Annotated in this window: 15 protein-coding genes; 12 read left to right on the forward strand and 3 right to left on the reverse strand. The window is 66.2% G+C overall.

From position 1 onward, the window contains the following. The 4 genes from EII35_RS05245 to EII35_RS05260 form a co-directional block, all read left to right on the forward strand. A partial coding sequence (locus tag EII35_RS05245) for a sensor histidine kinase (protein ID WP_125227415.1) occupies positions 1-1015 on the forward strand: 1015 nt, incomplete at its 5' end. Next, a complete protein-coding gene (locus EII35_RS05250) occupies positions 1012-1656 on the forward strand; it encodes a response regulator (RefSeq protein ID WP_125227416.1) in 645 nt (214 codons plus the stop codon). The genes EII35_RS05245 and EII35_RS05250, both read left to right, overlap by 4 nt. Positions 1657-1861: 205 nt before the next feature. Next, entirely contained in the window at positions 1862-3055 is a 1194-nt protein-coding gene (locus EII35_RS05255) for a DUF418 domain-containing protein (protein ID WP_125227417.1), read from the forward strand. A 248-nt stretch (positions 3056-3303) separates the two neighbouring features. Continuing rightward, positions 3304-4209: an aminoglycoside phosphotransferase family protein gene (locus tag EII35_RS05260; protein WP_185744180.1), complete on the forward strand. Its 906-nt coding sequence runs from the start codon at positions 3304-3306 to the stop codon at positions 4207-4209. A 208-nt stretch (positions 4210-4417) separates the two neighbouring features. Here EII35_RS05260 and EII35_RS05265 read toward each other — a convergent pair whose 3' ends face one another. Together EII35_RS05265 and EII35_RS05270 are read right to left on the reverse strand one after the other, a co-directional pair. Further along, positions 4418-5407, reverse strand: coding sequence for an SRPBCC family protein (locus tag EII35_RS05265; RefSeq protein WP_125227419.1), 990 nt, complete (start codon positions 5405-5407; stop codon positions 4418-4420). Further along, positions 5404-5652 carry a hypothetical protein gene (locus EII35_RS05270; RefSeq protein ID WP_125227420.1) on the reverse strand — a complete coding sequence of 83 codons (249 nt, stop codon included), beginning with the start codon at positions 5650-5652 and terminating at the stop codon, positions 5404-5406. Before EII35_RS05270 ends, EII35_RS05265 begins: the two co-directional genes overlap by 4 nt. An 87-nt stretch (positions 5653-5739) precedes the next feature. Between EII35_RS05270 and EII35_RS05275 the strand changes: the two genes are divergently transcribed. The 3 genes from EII35_RS05275 (at position 5740) to EII35_RS05285 (ending at position 9709) form a co-directional block, all read left to right on the forward strand. Further along, entirely contained in the window at positions 5740-8199 is a 2460-nt protein-coding gene (locus tag EII35_RS05275; RefSeq protein ID WP_125227421.1) for a hypothetical protein, read from the forward strand. An 89-nt stretch (positions 8200-8288) separates the two neighbouring features. Continuing rightward, on the forward strand, positions 8289-8837 hold the full coding sequence (locus EII35_RS05280) for a type IV toxin-antitoxin system AbiEi family antitoxin domain-containing protein (RefSeq protein WP_221739682.1): 549 nt from the start codon (positions 8289-8291) through the stop codon (positions 8835-8837). A 14-nt stretch (positions 8838-8851) separates the two neighbouring features. Beyond that, complete coding sequence (locus EII35_RS05285; RefSeq protein WP_260465020.1) at positions 8852-9709, forward strand: nucleotidyl transferase AbiEii/AbiGii toxin family protein; 858 nt, start codon at positions 8852-8854, stop codon at positions 9707-9709. 278 nt (positions 9710-9987) lie between these two features. Here the strand turns inward: EII35_RS05285 and EII35_RS05290 are convergent, their stop codons facing one another. Continuing rightward, positions 9988-11259: an ROK family protein gene (locus EII35_RS05290; protein ID WP_125227423.1), complete on the reverse strand. Its 1272-nt coding sequence runs from the start codon at positions 11257-11259 to the stop codon at positions 9988-9990. A gap of 146 nt (positions 11260-11405) precedes the next feature. Here EII35_RS05290 and EII35_RS05295 point away from each other — a divergent pair, with 146 nt between their 5' ends. The 5 genes from EII35_RS05295 (at position 11406) to EII35_RS05315 (ending at position 17135) form a co-directional block, all read left to right on the forward strand. Then, positions 11406-12572, forward strand: coding sequence for a substrate-binding domain-containing protein (locus tag EII35_RS05295; protein WP_125227424.1), 1167 nt, complete (start codon positions 11406-11408; stop codon positions 12570-12572). Between the two features lie 103 nt (positions 12573-12675). Next, positions 12676-14154 carry a sugar ABC transporter ATP-binding protein gene (locus EII35_RS05300; RefSeq protein ID WP_125227425.1) on the forward strand — a complete coding sequence of 493 codons (1479 nt, stop codon included), beginning with the start codon at positions 12676-12678 and terminating at the stop codon, positions 14152-14154. A 3-nt stretch (positions 14155-14157) separates the two neighbouring features. Continuing rightward, positions 14158-15141, forward strand: a complete 984-nt coding sequence (locus EII35_RS05305) for an ABC transporter permease (RefSeq protein ID WP_125227426.1) — start codon at positions 14158-14160, stop codon at positions 15139-15141. A gap of 3 nt (positions 15142-15144) precedes the next feature. Continuing rightward, positions 15145-16218 carry a Gfo/Idh/MocA family protein gene (locus EII35_RS05310; protein ID WP_221739683.1) on the forward strand — a complete coding sequence of 358 codons (1074 nt, stop codon included), beginning with the start codon at positions 15145-15147 and terminating at the stop codon, positions 16216-16218. After that, positions 16215-17135, forward strand: coding sequence for a sugar phosphate isomerase/epimerase family protein (locus tag EII35_RS05315; RefSeq protein WP_125227427.1), 921 nt, complete (start codon positions 16215-16217; stop codon positions 17133-17135). The genes EII35_RS05310 and EII35_RS05315 overlap by 4 nt, the downstream gene beginning before the upstream one ends. Positions 17136-17140 lie beyond the last annotated feature (5 nt).

The raw sequence follows: 17140 nt of genomic DNA on the forward strand, positions 1-17140 counted from the left end.
CGGGGTGCTCCTCGCCGCAGCGGCCGCCGTCGCCACCCTGCTGCGGCGACGTTTCCCGATCCCGTGCTTCGTCGTCGCCCTGACCGCCACCCTCCTGGCCGGGGTGCTGTGGCTGTCCTCCGATGTCGGGGTGCTGTTCGGCCTGTGCTTCGCGGCGGTGGCCGAGCGTCGAGGCCAACGCAGCATGTCACGTTGGGTCGTCGCCGGATGCGTCGCGGGGCTGCTGCTGTGCGTGGCACAGACCATCCACATGCTCCAGGCGCCGCACCGCTTCCCGGCCTGGACCGTGCGCTGGGGGGATGTGTATCTGTGGTTCGCCTCCGACGACCTCATGCTCGCGGTCCTGGTGCTGGTTGGCTCGTGGGAACTGGGGGTGAGGTCACGTTCCTTGGCGGAGCAGGCCGCACGTGAGGCGGAGCTGGCGGAGCGGTTGCGGATCAGGCGGGAGATCCACGACGTGCTGTCCCACTCGCTCAGCACCATCGGGGTGCGGGCCGGGGTCGCGGTGCAGGTGGATGGTCAGTCCGAGGAGGCGCTGCTGGGTCTGCTCGGGGAGATCGAGCAGGATTCCCGGGAGGGATTGAGGCAGCTTCGGGAGATTCTGGATGCCGACGGCGCCGCTGCCGCTGGCACGTTGGGGCCAGCGCTCGAGCAGGCGATGGGTCGGGTGAGGGCAACGGGTGTGGCAGTCGTCCTCGAGGACGAGGACGAGGTGGCCGAGCAACTGCTGCCGAACGCCGTCCTCCTCACCGTGCAGCGGCTCATCCAGGAGGCCCTGACCAATGTCGTGCGCCATGCCCGCGCCCGGTGCTGCTTGGTTGCCCTGGAGCAGGTGCCGGAGGGGATCAGCATTCGGGTCGTCGATGATGGCGACGGTGTGACGGAGCTGCGGCCGGGGCATGGCATCACGGGGATTCGGGAGCGCGTCGAGCAGTGCGGCGGGAGGGTGAGCTTCGGCAACGCTGGGTCGGGGTTCCAGGTGGTGGCCCACATCCCGACGAGGAGGCAGGGATGAGCCTGAGGATTCGGGTCGGGCTGGTGGATGATGAGGCGGCCCTGCGCGGGGCGATGCGGATGCTGGTGGACAGCGATCCCGGCATGGTGGTCGTCGGGGAGGCCGCTGACGGTGCAGCCGCCCTGGTGCTGGCGCGGGAGGAACGGCCGGATGTGCTGCTGGTGGATGTGCAGATGCCGGGCATGGACGGCCTGGAGGTGGCCCGCCGGCTGGAGGCCCTGCCGCAGGGGCCACGGATCATCATGCTCACGGTGTTCGACCTGGATGAGTACGTCCAGGCGGCACTCGGGGCCGGGGTGGCGGGGTTCCTGCTGAAGAACAGCCCGCCGGTGGAGATCCTGCATGCCATCCGAGTGGTCCATGCCGGGAATGCGTTGCTCGCCCCCGAGGTCACACGACGACTCCTCGGTCGGATGGCGCCGCGCGATCCGGCAGCGGCCGAGCGGATCGCCGGGCTGACCCTCCGGGAGCGCGAGGCGCTCCGGCTCGTCGCGCAGGGCCTGTCCAACAACGAGCTGGCGGCGGGGCTCAACGTCACCCAGGCGACGGCCCGCACCTACGTCGGGCGGCTGCTCGGCAAGCTGGGGGCCAGGGATCGCGCCCAGCTGGTGGTGATGGCTTACGAGGGCGGGCTGATGTAGTTGCCCCGTTGGTCGAGCAGTCCAGCTCGAGGCCTGGTGGGATCTCCACTCCGCTCGAGTCCCAGTGCCGTGTGCGGGTACCCGAGCCCTGTCATCATCTGACGACAGTGGTCGGTTTCTGACAACTGCTTTTGTCGCTCCTCGAGGACTGTGTGCCTGCGTCGTCGCTGCTGGGATGGATTCCTGACGAAAGGACAGCCAGCCCATGCAGCAGACGACAGCGACGGCCCAGGAGCGGATCAGGGTTTTGGACGTGCTCCGGGGGATCGCGATCCTCGGCACCCTGGCCAGCAACATCTTCGTCTGGGTGGCGCTGCCCGGGGACGACGTCCTGTTCGCCGAGAACGTGGAGATGGTCACGGTGGACCCGCTGCGGGCGGTGCTGAGGCAGCTCAGCAATGGGAAGTTCCTGGCCCTGCTCACCTTGATGTTCGGGATGGGGCTGTTGATCCAGCACGACTCGGCGCGAAGTCGCGGCAGGCGCTGGCCCCAGGTCTACATCTGGCGCGGGGTGTTGCTGTTCCTGGACGGGGTGCTCCATTACGTGCTGGTCTTCCAGTTCGACGTGCTGATGTCCTACTCGCTGACCGGCGTGATCGTCGCCTACCTGCTGCTGACCAGCCCGCGAACCCAGCGTGTGGTGTGGGTCGTGGCGACCTCCATCCATCTGGCCATCGTCGTGACCTATGACTTCCTGAACTACTTCCGCCGGGACATCATCGAGGCGATCTTCGGATCCGAGGAGGATGCGGGGAGGGACGTCCCGGCCACCTGGTGGGACGGGGTGGTGGAGCGGGCCACGAATCTGCTCTACAACCGCATGGAGGCGTTGATGATTCTTCCGATGACCTTCGCGACCTTCCTGCTCGGGGCGTACCTGCTCCGACGTGGCCTGTTCCGCCCGGAGGGGGCCAGGATGAGGCGTTGGCTCATGTGGATCGGGGCCGTGGTGTTCGCCCTCGATCTGTTCCTGACGGTGGCCCCCGTCGTCACCCCGCTGCCCTTCGCCCCGCAGCTGAGCCACCGCTACCTGCTGCCGGTGTTCGTGGCTTTGGGGATCGCGGCTGCCGCAGGGCAGTTCTACCTGACCCGGGAACCGGGCTGGGCGGGTCGTCGCCTGGAGGACGTGGGGCGGATGGCGCTCAGCTGTTACGTGGGCCAGAACGTGGTGTGCATGTTCCTGTTCAGCGACTGGGCGCTCAACCTCGACGGCCGGTTCCCGGCCTCCTTCGGGGCGGGAACCATCGTGTCCTGCTTCCTGCTGGTGGCCCTGATCCTGCTGGTCTTCGCCCACCTCTGGCGACGGTTCCTCGGCCAGGGGCCGCTGGAACGACTCTGGGCGGCGAGCTACCGGGCGGCCATGCGCCTGACGCCGGGATGGAGTGTGTCGAGGTCCTGAGAGGGCACGCGGACAAGCGTGTCCACTGCGGTCGCCCCGGTGACCCCTGGCAGCGTGGTCCTCCTCGAACGCACCCTCCAGTGTGCTCCTCGTCATCCGGCCTGCCACGCGGCCACCGTATCCCCTACCCGTGCACCCTCCAACACCTTGTGGTCCGGGCGGTGTCAGTGCTGAGCGCCTTCCCCACCACGTCACTCGGGCAGAATGGCGATGCGTGCCGTCGATCGCCCGGAGTGAGGTTCCCACTGATGCAGGTCCCAGCTGATTTCTCGGCCATGATCCTGGACAGGGAGGGCGAGGCTGCCCGGGAGTGGTTGGAATCCTTGCCGCAGGTCATCGGGGAACTGCTCGACCGTTGGCGCCTTCGCCGGACAGGTTCGCCGTGGTGTGGGATGTGCGCCGTCGTCGTGCCGGTTGTTGGTGAGGACGGTCGTCGCTGTGTGTTGAAGGTGAGCTGGGTTGACGACGAGACCCGGCTCGAACCCGTCGCCCTGCGCGCGTGGGCCGGACGTGGGGCGGTCGCGTTGCTCCGTGCTGACGAGGAACTCGGCGCCATGTTGCTGGAGCGGTTGGATGAGCGCCGAGTCCTGCTGGACGTGCCGGTCCAGGAGGCGCTCGACATCGCCGCCGAGCTTCTTCGTGCACTGCGTGTTCCTGCGCCCCCTGAGCTCACCGGTATCGGTGACATCGCTGCCCGGTGGGGCGCTGAGTTCCGCAAGGAGTGGCGGCGCCTCGGGCAACCATGCCCGGAACGGCTCCTGTCCTCGGCTGTCGACCTGTGTGGGGAGCTGGCCGGTTTGGCGTCGGAGTCCTGGCTGCTGCACGGGGATTACCACTACGGCAACATCCTTGGTCGTGGTGACGACACGTGGGTCGTCATCGACCCGAAGCCGCTCAAGGGGGACGCCGCGTACGAGGTGGTTCCGCTGCTTCGCAACCGCTGGAGCGAGATCCGGGGTGGTGGCGGGACGAGGGTCGCGGTGCGGCGACGGCTGGAACGGTTCGCTGAGGTTGCCGAGCTGGAGTCGTCTGCCGTCATTCGTTGGTGTCTGGTGCGCAGCATCGGTGACGCGATGTGGTTCCGGGAGCAGGGGTTCGAGGACCGGGCGGAGATCTCGTGGGACATCGCCAGGACGATGTTCGCGGATCTGTAGGTGTTGTTCTCCTCGTGAAGCTGTTCCTGTCAGCGCTGGTGGAACCGAGTTGCGAGACGAGCCTCGGGAGGGGCTCAGCTCTCGGCAGCAGGAAGGCCCGCTTGACCTCCCGATGCAGTATCAGCCCCGCCGCCGGGTCGGCGATGCTGCGGTTGGGTGAGGCGTCGAGCACGCTCTGCCCCATGGTCGTGGGTCCTGGTCGCCTGGATCACCCTCGGCGATCCTCAGCCGTGGAAGGGTGGGTTTTTCCCCGCGATTCGTGACCGACGGTGGGGTGGGCGCTGGGCCGCAGGGCTCGGGAGATGTTGTCCGCCCGGGCCCGCAGGTGTTCTCGGACGAGGAGCGGAGCGAGGAGGCGGGCGAGGGGGCGCATCAGCCAGCCTCGCAGCCCCCAGCCGCCCTCCCGCTCGGCCTGCCCGAGGGTCAGGACCACGTCGCTGCCCGACTGCTGAGGGGCGACGTCGATCCCCATGCGTTGGCTGACCCGCTTCCCGTTCCGTACGAAGGCGGTCTCCCAGGTGAGGGAGCGTGATGGCTCCGTCACGCGAAGGGTGTGCTCGGTCCCGGTGTCCGCTTTTCCACGTGGGGAGGCGTGGACCGTACCGGAGCTGTCGACCTCGGCCCGGGCATGGGTGAGATCGTTCCATTCGAGCCACCGCTTCGGGTCCGACAGCAACGCCCACACCTGCTCCGGGGGTGCCGCGACGAAACGTCGATAGGTGAACCGGGCCTCCGGTGGGGGCTGTTCTGCGTCGCCGAACTTCAGGCTCTCGGGGTCGAGGTCGAGGGCTGACAGCACCTCCGAGATGCGCCCGGAGGGTTCCTTCAGCAGGGCCGAGAAGAGGGCGACGTCCGGCCGCGGGGCGGTCGCGGCCCGCTCCAGCATGGGACGCACACCGTGCCGGTAGCGGAACTCGCCGCGGCCCGGGTCGTCCGGAATTCTCGGCGCCGTCTCGCTGGGGGGCAGCGTCACCCCGAGCCGGGCGACGCGCTGCCGATGGGTGGTCTCGCAGGCCTCGCGGGCCGCGTCGAGGGTGACTCCCCGCTGTGCCAGGGCGTGGCTGACCGGTCCGCCGATGCCGACCAACGCCAGCAGGAGGTGCTCGACGTCGATCTCCGGGTGCCGCCACCGGCGCTGCTCATCCTCGGCCAGGACACTGATCTCCCGGAACCACTTCATGACACGTAGGAACTTCATGCGCGTCGCCTCCTCGGGACGGTGATCGACGGGTCGATCCGCTTGTTGTACTTCTTGTGGACGGCTTGGCGGCTGACCCCGAGCAGGTCGCCGATCTGGGCCCAGCTGAGCCCGGCACGCAGGGCCGCCTCGACCTGTTGGAACTCCAGCGACTCGACGAGCAGGCGCAGGGAGGCCACGGCCCGGAGTCCCTCCTCGGGGTGGGCGGTGTCGCTCGCAGCGCCAGTCAGCTCGTTCGACTCCATGGCTGTCAACTTACGTTGCTAAGCGGTGATTGTCAACCTTGGTTGCTTGGCTATGCTTCGAGGGAGCATGCAACACACGGAGTTTCGATGACAACCGCAGCGACGTGGACCCCGGAGCAGTTCCGCCTCCTCGGCGACGACGTGGGGAGGGTTCTCCAAGGCCTCCGCGAGCTCTCCGACGACGACCGCCGGGCCGCGGCCAAGGGGCTCAGTAAGGCGCTGCCGAGTCTCCTCGGTGAGCTGCCTCCCGCCGTGCTCATGGTGCTGGCCGCCGACCTCGGGGCGAGCCCGGCCCAGGTCGTCAGGATCATCCGTGAGGGGCTGCTCGGGTACCTCATGGACGACCCCGAGCACTGGCGGTTCGTCCTGGAACGGTTCACCGCCCGGGGCCCCGACTGGGCGCGAGGTCTGGAGGGGAGGCTGCCGCGTCGTGACGTCGACTGGTTCCACGTCCTGCTGCTCGACGAGCTGATCCTCGCCCACGACCTGCCCCTGCCGAGCCATCCCGGGTTCTGGCAGGAATGGCACTTCGGCGACGTGACCCCGAAACCCGGCCGACGCTGGCAGGAACACTTCATCGCGGCCTGTGCCGTGCCGGATGGGCTCGGTTGGCGAGACGCCGACGCCTCCGGGTTCCTCTCCCGGCTGCGGGAGGGCATGGCGGCGCTCCGTGCCGCGGAACCAGTCGACGACGAGGCGCTGCTGCGGGCGCTGATCGAGGTCATCGCTCGCGGGGACGCGCGTGGTCCGCAGCGCACGGCACTCATCTGGGCGGAGGGGCTGGGGCTCCTGCCGCTGCTGTGGGGGCGGCCCGACCTGTGGCTGCCCGCCCTGCCCGGTGCCGACGTGGCGATCATCGCCCGTGTCGTCGAGCAGCTGCCCCAGCTCGACCTCGACGACGTCCAGCTCGGCGCGCTGGCTGCCGAGGTGCTGGCCCGGCCGCAGAAACCTCCGAAGCGGGCCGTGATCAAGGCGCTTGATCGGGTGGGGGCGCCGTCGGCCGAGCTGCTGGAGGTGGTTGCGGCCGCCGCCCACGACGCGGACTCCACCGTGGCCAGCCGGGCGGCGAAGCTGTTGGAGCGCTGGAGCCATGCCGCGACGGCGAGGCTCGGGCTGTGGCGGGAGCCGACGGGGGTCGTCGGGATGGCACCGGTGGTTCCGCTCGGGGAGCCGGAGCTGTGGGCCGAGCTGAAGGACCTCCTCGCCGAACCCCGCGAGGACGATCCGCTCCGCCACGAGCAGCTCCTGGCCGGGCTCGTCGCCATCGGCTGGGAGCAGGGACGCGAGGCGGTGTGGGCCCGGTTGGGGGAACTCCTCGAGACGGCATCCGAGCAGGTGCAGGACCAGGAGCTGCGGTGGCCAATCCTGAATGACCGCCACGGCGCGTCGAACTTCGACGACGATCCCGACGGTGAGGGCTGCCGACAGGAGTGCTGCCACCCCAGCATCCTGGCCGACCAGCTCGCCAGCGTCCGCCACGAGGTCCAAACCGGCGAGTTCCGGATGTGGGTGGAGCGGGCTCCGCTCACTGAGTTCGTGGGCTGGCGCGCCCGTGAGGCGTTGGAGGCGATCGGGGAGGTTCCCTGTCTGTTGTCCACACCGACCCACGCCGGGAACCGGGTGGTGTGGGAGGAGTTCCGGCGACGGGTGGCGCGATTCGTCGAGGTCGGGCGACCACTGCTGGCGACCGACCTCCTCGTTGCCCTCGCCCGGATCGACGGTGCCGGCGATTGGGCCGAGCTTCCGCAGGCCTCGGTGGGGGAGGCGGGCCTCCCTCTGAAGGAAGTGCTGGCGGTGTGGCAGCACCCGGTGGCTCCCGCGCAGCTGGGATTCAGGGAGGCCGTGCTGGGGGTGCAGGGCTTCGAGCTCGAGGGTGAGGAGCCGAGGGTCGCGGAGCTGGTGGGCAACGGCAGCTCGTGGAGCCGCCGGTTCCGCCCCCGGCCCGGGGAGCGCGGGGAGCATGCCGCGGTGATGGGCTTCCTGCCCGCCCACCCCTCGCGCCCGGCCGCTGAGGTGCTGACCCGGCTCCCCGACGTCGGGGCCGCGACGACCACCTCGCACCTGGAACTGCTGCTCGGCTCGGCATTCCGGTGCGGGCCGGTGGCGGCCCTGGCTGTCGTGGCCGCCGTCGATCACGTGACCCCGGCCCACCGGGACCGGATCGCCGGGGCCCTGTGTGCCGCCTGGGACGAGGGGCGGCTTGCCCCGGAAGATCTTGCGGAGCCGTGGCGGTGCGGTTGGGTCGACGAGCTGCGCCTGGGCTCTCATCAGCGTCAGGTGGCCCTGCTCGTCGCACTGGCGGAGGCGACGGGGTTGGCGCTGGCCTGGCCTGCCCTGGTGGCGCTGGTGGAGAGCGTCGCCGCCCAGGAACGTCCGCCGAGCGGCGCCGGGCTGATCCTCGAGACGTTGCTGCGCTTCCTCCCGGAGGTGCCGACGAAGGTGCGGGTCGAGCTGCCGCACGTCGTCGCGCTGGCATCCCGCAAGGGCAGCTCGAAGGCGGTGAAGGTCGCCCGACTCATCGTGACCGCCCTGGGGGAGCGTGAGTGAGGTTCGAATCTCAGGTAAGGGTGGAACGAAACGTGAGCAGGTAGTACTATCTGTATACGTTAAGTCTCGCGAGGGAGGGAGAGGAATCCGTGACGACTCCATCGACTGCTGCTGAGGCTGGCCTGTCCCGCAGCGCCCTGTACCGCGCTGCCAAGGCGGGTGAATATGTCCGGATCGCGCGCGGAATCTATCTCCCGGCTGATGCTGCTGTGGACTGGGAACTCGTCGAGGCGGTCGTGCGGCGTCCGCAGGCGACAGTGTGTCTCACATCTGCGCTCGTCCATCACGAACTCAGTGATGTCTTGCCTGACAGCCTCGATGTGGCGATCCCTCGCGGTGCTCGGGTCCCGGCAACCGATGCGGCCATCGACTGGCATCTCTTTGATGCGGACAGTTACGCCGTGGGGCGGGTGGACATGGCGATTCCGGGAAGTGATCTGTCGATAGGTATCTATACCCCGGAACGGTGCATCGTCGACTGCTTTCGGCTGCGTGGGCAGGTAGGGTACGAGTCAGGGCGAGAGGCACTCAAGGAATGGTTGCGGCGTGGTGGCCGACCGGCGGCTCTGATGGATATCGCTGAGCAGTTGCCGCGAGCAAGAACTCCTGTTCTACGGGCGTTGGAGGTATTGACATGATACGGGGGGACGAGGTGTTCCTCCGCCTGCAGGCGAAAGCCCGCTCGGATGCCTCCAGGTCGGGTCGCGCTGCACCAACTCAGGAATACCTCATTCGGCACGCTCTTGAGTCGTTCCTTGAACGCCTTGGTCGTACCGTGCATGGGGAAGGATTCGTTCTCAAGGGTGGGACATTGCTTGGGGCCTACGGCGTTCGGCGCCCGACCAAGGACGTGGATGTCAACGCCGTCAACGCCACCGTGACCCCGGACCATCTGGCCCAGGTGGTCCGCGACGTGGCCACGGTGTCGTCGGAAGACGGCGTGGATTTCGATGTGGACTCCTTCCAAGTGTGTGAGATCCGCGAGGGCTCAACCTATCCGGGATTCAGGGTTCGTTTGGGAGTGACGGTTGGATCGTGGCGCGGGAATGTCGTGTGGGATGTTTCCACGGGGGGCCCCATTGAGCCGCCGCCTCAGGTGGTGGCGATCCAACGCCTTCTGGGGGATTCCTTCACGGTGCTCGGCTACGCGATTGAGGGGATCATCGCTGAGAAGGTGGTGACTGTTTTCGAGCGCGGTGTCACGAGCACCCGGTGGCGTGATTACGTTGACATCGTGGGCCTGTGTCGGCAGGGCTTCGATGCGACTGTGCTGCGTGTGGCCATCGCGACTGTGGCTCAGTTCCGGCGCGTTCCTCTGGGGCGTGTGTCCGAACGTCTCGAAGGGTACGGTTTCGTTGGTCAGGCGAAATGGGCGGCCTGGCGCCGCAAGATGAAACTTGAAGCGGTCTGCGAGGCGAGTCTCGATGACCAGATCAAGGTCGTGGCGAGCTTCATTGATCCAGTCCTGGAGGGTGGGAGGAACACGTCGAGGCCGAGAGAGCCTCTGTGAGCTCCTGCCGTGTGCCTCAGCAGAAATGCCGCTAGATCGACGGTATCCGTATGCAAAACTACTGGGTTCAGTCGACCCCCCCTGCTGGTCGGGTAGGCGTCGATGACGTTACGGAGGTCCTGCCCCGGCTCCACGACGTCGGGGCCGTGACGACCACCTCGCGCTTGGAGTTGCTGCTCGGCTCGGCGTCTCGGTGAAGGTTGGCCGATTCATCGTGACCGCCCTGGGGGAGCGTGAGTGAGGCGCGTATCCGGCGTGGTGTTGCGTGAGGCGGCCCGTCAGCCCTCCTGCGTCCAGTCCTTGAGGGCGGTGGGGGTGCCCTCCTCGAGCCACTGGGACAGCATCTCCGGGGACAACAGCTCGTCGATGACGGTGAATGCCAGGCCGATCAAGCCGGCCCGGTCCCCGAGCGGTGACGTGATGATGAGGAGCGAGCGGGTGGCCAAGGGGAGGGAGCGTGCCAGCACTGCCCTGCGAATGGTTGCCAGGTACAGGTCCAATGAGCGACCCACCCGACCGCCGACGACGATCACGGATGGGTTGAACATGCTCACCATGCCTGCGAGTGCTTCTCCGACCACGAGAGCGGATTGGGACAGCATGTCGATGGCGACCGGATCGCCGAACAGTGCGGCCTCGACGATGAGGGCCACGTCGAGAGGCCGTTCAGCCTCGAGTGCGCTTCGCAGGTGAGTGCTGCGTTGATCCTGGGCGAGGTCCTTGGCATCCCGGACCAGAGCTGCGCCCCCTGCAAGGGCCTCAAGGCAGCCGGTGTTGCCGCATCGGCAGACGACGTCGGTCCGGGTGCCCACGGCAAGGTGGCCGATGTCTCCCGCCGCGCCCTGTGCCCCTCTGTGTATCTGCCCCCTCGAGAACAGGCCGGAGCCGATGCCTGTGCCGACCTTGACGTAGATGATGTCCTGGTGGCCCTGAGCCACCCCTGCACGGACCTCGCCGGTGGCCATGGCGTTGACGTCGTTGTCGACCCACACGGCGCATCGGTAGCGGGACTCGAAGAAGCCCCGGACATCGAAGCCGTCCCAACCCGGCATGATCGGTGGGGCCACCGGCTTGCCAGTCGCCCACTCGACAGGCCCTGGGATTCCGATGCCCACGCCCCAGACGGAGACGTCGGACAGGTTCTTCAGGAGGCCGTCCAGGAGTGAACTGACATGGTCAAGGGTGAGGTCGGGGCCCTCCTTGACATCGACAGGGGCCTCCATCGTGGAGACCAGGTGGCCGGAAAGGTCGGCGACGCCGACCTCGCACATCGTGGCTCCGATCTCCGCCACCAGTATGTGCCCTGCATCGGCCCTGAAACGGAGTTCCCGAGGGGCACGTCCACCGGTGGAGGCGCCAAGTTCACCTTCGGCCAGGAGTCCTGCCTGGATGAGGTGGTCCACCCGGTCGGCCACGACGTTGCGGGCCAGTCCCGACTGCCGACTGATTTCCGGGCGGGTCCTGGCGCTTCCCAGACGAACAAGGTGCAGTACGTCCGCCAGGGTCCGTGTCTGCTCGGACACGGTGCTGACTAGGGGCTTCTGGTCCATCACGCTCACCTTTCAGGTCGTTCGCCAGGAGGGCCCTCGTTGCGACTCACTCTCGTAGCACGGCGTAGAGTCTACCAACAGTTGACTTTTGTCCTTCAGGTACATAAGATGAGCAGAAATAAACCGAAGCTAGCCAAAGGAGTCACATGCTTAGGTTGATCAGTCCCATCATTCGTCCCCTCGCGATGATCACAGCGGCTGCGCTACTGGTGTCCGGATGCTCCACGAAGGGAGCAACCACGTCCACCTCGAACGCGGAGGTCGATGCGCGGGTGGATGCCGCGCTCAAGAAGCTCGAGGGCACCGTCCTCAGCAAAGGGCCGCATGGCGAGGAGCCAGCCGCGGCTGAGGTGGCCGATCTCAGCGATGACGAGATTGCCCAGGTCAAGTCCTTGGGGGCCACGGCCGCCATTGTCATGCACTACGGCGGCAACGACTGGTCCAATGCCCAGGTGGATGGCCTGCGTGCCGAGTTCGAGAGGCTCGGGATCGAGGTCGTCGCCGTGACCGACGCGAACTTCAAGCCTGACAAGCAGGTCTCTGACATCGAGACCGTCCTCAGCAAGTCGCCTGACATCATCGTGTCCATCCCCACGGATCCGGTGGCGACGGCGTCGGCCTACAGGAAGGCCGCCGACGCAGGCGTCAAGCTCGTCTTCATGGACAACTCGCCCGAGGGTCTTGAGGCCGGGCGTGACTATGTGTCGGTGGTGTCGGCGGACAACTATGGAAACGGTGTCGTCTCCGCCCACCTCATGGCCAAGGCTCTTGGCGGGAAGGGGAAGATCGGTGTGATCCACCACGAGGCCGACTTCTTCGTCACCAAGCAGCGTTACGAAGGATTCACCGCGACGATCAAGGCAGACTATCCCGACGTCGAAATCGTGGCGGAGCAGGGCATCGCAGGTCCTGACTTCGCAGGTGATGCCCAGGCCGCCGCCAACGCCATGTTGAACAGGTATCCCGATCTGGCGGGCATCTGGGCCGTCTGGGATGTGCCTGCCGAAGGTGTGATGGCAGCGGCACGGGCCTCGGGTCGCAAGGATCTCAAGATCGCGACCCAGGACCTCGGGAAGAACGTCGGCATCGGGCTGGCCAAGAGTGAGTTGGTCGTCGGGCTCGGTGCCCAACGTCCTTACGACCAGGGCGTCACCGAGGCCCGCCTCGCGGCAGGAGCCCTCCTGGGCAAGGAGCTGCCCTCGTATGTTGCTCTGGCGGCCCTTCCCGTGGAACACGGAAACGTGTTGGATGCCTGGAAACAGGTGTACCACAAGGATGCCCCAAGCGACTTGGCCGGTGCCTTCGAACAGTGAGTTCAGCGTAATCAGCCAACTTGTTCTCCCCAGAAAGCAGGATGCAATGACATGCAGTCCGAGTAGTGAGACAGACCTTGCCAATGTTCCTCCGATCGTGCAGATGTGCGGCATCGGAAAGGCCTTTGATGGCATCCCGGTTCTGGTTGATGTCGACTTCGAGGTCCGGCCTGGTGAGGTTCATGCGCTGGCCGGCGGTAATGGAGCTGGCAAGTCGACGCTGATGAAAATCCTTCAAGGGGTTTATCAAAGAGATGCCGGTCGGATCGAGATCGAGGGGAGCCCTGTCGAGCTGAATTCGATCCACGACGCCCGCTCAGCCGGAATCGGCATGGTTTTCCAGGAGTTCAGTCTGGTTCCGAGTCTGAGCGTTGCTCAGAACATGTATCTCACCGTGGAGCCCACGGGGTCGATGGGGTTGATCAACGACAAGGAGGCGTGTCGGCGAGCCGCAGCAGTCTTTGAGGACATGGGGGTGGACGTCGATCCGAGAGCGATCATCGAGACCCTGCCAACTGCCTTGTGGCAGCTGACGGAGATTGCCAAGGCTCTTGCTCAGAATGCTCGGGTTCTCATCATGGATGAGCCCACGGCCAGTCTCGCCAAGCATGAGGTCGAGGCGCTCTTCGGGCTGATGGAGCGTCTCAAGAAGCAGGGGATCTCGACCATCTATATCTCCCATCGTATGGATGAGGTCTACCGCATCGCTGATCGGATCACCATCCTCCGGGATGGGAGGCGAATCCTGACGGAGTCCCTGGACCGTGTGACCCCTGAGGACATCGTCGAAGGGATCGTGGGGCGACGCGTCGAGGGCGTCCTGGAGTACCAGGCGCGGGAGCGGATCGCACGGGATGACGTCCTCCTGGAAGCTGTCGACCTCCATGCGGGCACCCGGGTCAATGGGGTGTCCTTCCGGCTGCGTCGTGGAGAGATCCTCGGGCTGGTGGGTTTGATGGGTAGCGGGCGTACTGAACTGGCGCGGTGTCTGTTCGGTGTCGATCCTCCCGAGGCCGGCGAGATCCGCATCGAGGGGGAAGTGGCCCAGATTCGGACCCCTCGGGCGGCGGTGGCTGCCGGCATGGCTCTCATCCCGGAGGACAGACGGGAGCAAGGGCTGGTGTTGGATCACTCGGTTCGTGAGAACATCCTCCTGCCCCTTCTCGACCGAGTGCGTAACGGTCTCCTTCTGAACCCGGCCTCAGGAAAACGGCTCGCAGAGGAGCTCATATCTCGGTTCTCGGTGAAGGTTGCCGACCCTGCCCAGCCTGTGCGGACGCTCTCCGGAGGCAATCAGCAGAAAGTGGTGATCGCCAAGTGGTTGGGCACCGAACCCAACGTGCTCATCATGGATGAACCCACCGCCGGTGTGGACATCGGAACCAAATCAGAAATCATCGACATCATCCGCCGGCTGGCGGATTCCGGGCGGGGGGTCATCGTCATCTCGTCCGAGTATCCAGAACTTCTTGCGGTCAGCGACCGCGTGCTGATCCTGCGTGACGGTCGGATCGTCAAGGAGCTCGATCGTTCCGACATTCTGGATGAAGAGAGCCTTCAACTTGCTGTGCTAGGAGCCTGAACCATGTCTCATTCAGCTGCTGGAGCCCCCGTGGTGGACAAGATGTCCACGCTGGGAAGGGGGCTGGCCGCCCTGGAGTGGCGCCGTTACATCATCTACGTGGCATTCCTCGTGGTGTTCCTCTTCTTTGCCATAACCTTGGGGGATTCAGGGTTTCTTTCCCAGAACAATCTCCTCAACATCTTCCGGCAAACTGCCACGATATCCGTCATCGCAGTGGGAATGACCTTTGTCATCGCCTGTGCTGAGATCGACCTGAGCGTCGGCTCCATAGCGGGTCTGTCGAGTGTGGTCAGTGCCATGACCATCGCCTCCTACGGGTTGATCCCGGGGATCATCGCCGGCTTGGCGGTTGGGGCTGTGGTGGGAGCCACGAATGGTGCCCTGGTCAGTCTCCTGGGAATCCCCTCCTTCCTCGTGACCCTGGGCATGCTGGGTATCGCTTTCGGCATCGCCCAGTGGATCACAGCGTCTGCCCCGCAGCCCATCCTTGACGACACCTTCAACACGATCTTCGGAGGTGGGGACATCGGCCCGATCCCCGGGTTGATGATCTGGATGCTCCTCGCGGTGACGGTGGGTGCGGTCGTCCTCAACCGCACCAGGTTCGGACGGCAGGTGTTGGCCACGGGAGGAAACCGAACCGCAGCGGAGTTCACCGGCGTCAACACCAAGCGGATCAAGTTCTCGGTCCTGTTGATCTCCGGTCTTGCTGCTGCTGTGGCGGGAATGCTCTATGCCGGACGGCTCCAGTCCGGGCGTTTCCAATGGGGTGCTGGCGATGAGTTGTCCGCAATCGCTGCAGTCATTCTCGGCGGGACAAGCCTCTTCGGTGGATCAGGAGCCATCGTGGGCACCTTGATGGGTGCTCTGCTGATCGGTCTCATCAACAACGGCCTGATCCTGGCTGGACTCGACTCGAGCCAGCAGCAGGTGATCCGCGGCGTCATCATCATCCTTGCTGTCGCCCTGGCCCGGAAGAAGTGACCCATGATGACTGAGAACATCCGTTCCGGCATTATCGGCGCCGGATTCATCGGAGGCGTGCACGCATACGCCGTTCGAGCCGCTGGAGGCAGGCTGACCTGCATCGCAGACGCGTCTGTGGAATCCGGCGAGAGAGCGGCCCGGCGTCTCGGCGCGGAGAGGGCAGCGGCATCCGCTGAGGAACTCATCGCCGCGGACGACGTCGATGTCGTACACATCTGCACGCCCAACTTCACCCATGCGGCCCTTGCGGAGTTGGCCATTGCGAACGGCAAGGCGGTCATCTGTGAGAAGCCGCTGGCGGTCACCGTGGAGGACGCCGAACGGGTCACCCGGAAAGCACGTGAGGCGGGGGTGCTGGCTGCGGTCCCCTTCGTCTACAGGTTCCATCCGCATGTGCGCGACGTTCGCGCACGGATCGCGGCGGGTGACGCCGGACGGCTGTGGATGCTTCACGGGTCCTACCTGCAGGACTGGCTGTCCCGCAGCGAGGACACGAACTGGCGTGTCGACCCCGCCGTCGGGGGAGTGTCGAGGGCGTTCGGGGACATCGGTGTCCACTGGTGTGACCTCATGGAGTTCGTCACCGGGCAACGGATCCTTCGCCTCTCCGCCCGCACGGCTCAGGCGTTCGACGATCGAGCCGAGACCGAGGACGGGGCGGTGGTCATGTTCGAGACCGATGGGGGTGCCTCGGGCGCGCTGGTCGTCAGCCAGGTGTCACCGGGACGCAAGAACCGGCTGTGGTTCTCCTTCGATGGCACGGACGCCTCCTTCTCCTTCGACCAGGAGTCACCCGAGTGGCTGTGGGTCGGAAGGCGCGAGGAGAACCACATCCTGGCACGGGACCCCCTCACCGAGCATCCGGAGGCCAGGAGGCTGTCCCGGCTTCCGGCGGGTCATCCGCAGGGTTACCAGGACGCCTTCAGTGCGTTCACCGCGGACGTGTACGAGGCCTTCCGGGGCGGAGATCCCGACGGGCTGCCCACTTTCGAGGACGGTCTTCGGGCCGCCCGAATCACCGAGGCCGTGGTGGCCTCATCCGCCGACTCAACATGGAAGGAACTGATCCCATGAAACTGGGCTTCCTCACTGCATGCCTGCCCGATCATTCCCTCGAGGAGATCGCCTCGTGGGCGGCCGACGAGGGCTTCGAGGCGCTCGAGGTGGCGGCGTGGCCCGCGCTGGGGCAGAGGCCATTCACGGCCACCCACATCGTCGCGGAGAGCTTCGGGGACCAGCAGGCCGAAGAGGTGTCCACCCTGCTGGCCGACCGGCGACTGACCATCTCATCGATCGCCTACTACGACAACAACCTCCACCCCGATCCCGCTGAGCGACGGGCGGTCAACCAGCATGTTCTCGCCTGTGTGGATGCGGCTGCACGTCTGGGCGTGCCCACCGTCGGCACGTTCATCGGAAGGGACTGGAACAAATCGGTCCGGGAGAACCTGAAAGAGGCCGAGGAGGTCTTCAAACCCCTCGTCGAACACGCGGGGGAATGGCAGGTGAAGCTTGTCATCGAGAACTGCGTCATGGAGGGATGGCACCCGGACGGGTACCCGGGAAACCTCGCCTACTCGCCGGAGTTGTGGGAATGGATGTTCTCCCTCGGGCTGTACCTCAACTTCGATCCCAGTCATCTGGTGTGGATGGGCATTGATCCGGTGACAGCGATGATCCCCTACGTGGACCGGATCGCCCACGCTCAAGCCAAGGACATCCAACTCTTCCCGGAGAAGCGTGATCGTTACGGCTGGCCCGGCATCGCCGTTGACCGTGAGGACCCCTGGGATGTGGGTTGGTGGCGGTATCGAGTTCCGGGGCTCGGCGAGGTCGACTGGAACCGTGTCGTGGATGCCCTTTACGAGCACGGATACGACGGCGTGCTCTCCGTGGAGCACGAGGACCCGGTGTGGGGGGTCACCGAACCAAGGATCAAGACGGGACTGCGTATTGCGCATCGGACCCTGCGGCCACTGATGGTCGCCTGAACAGC

It is taken from the genome of Arachnia propionica (assembly GCF_003932785.1).
Taxonomy (GTDB): Bacteria; Actinomycetota; Actinomycetes; order Propionibacteriales; family Propionibacteriaceae; genus Arachnia; species Arachnia propionica_B.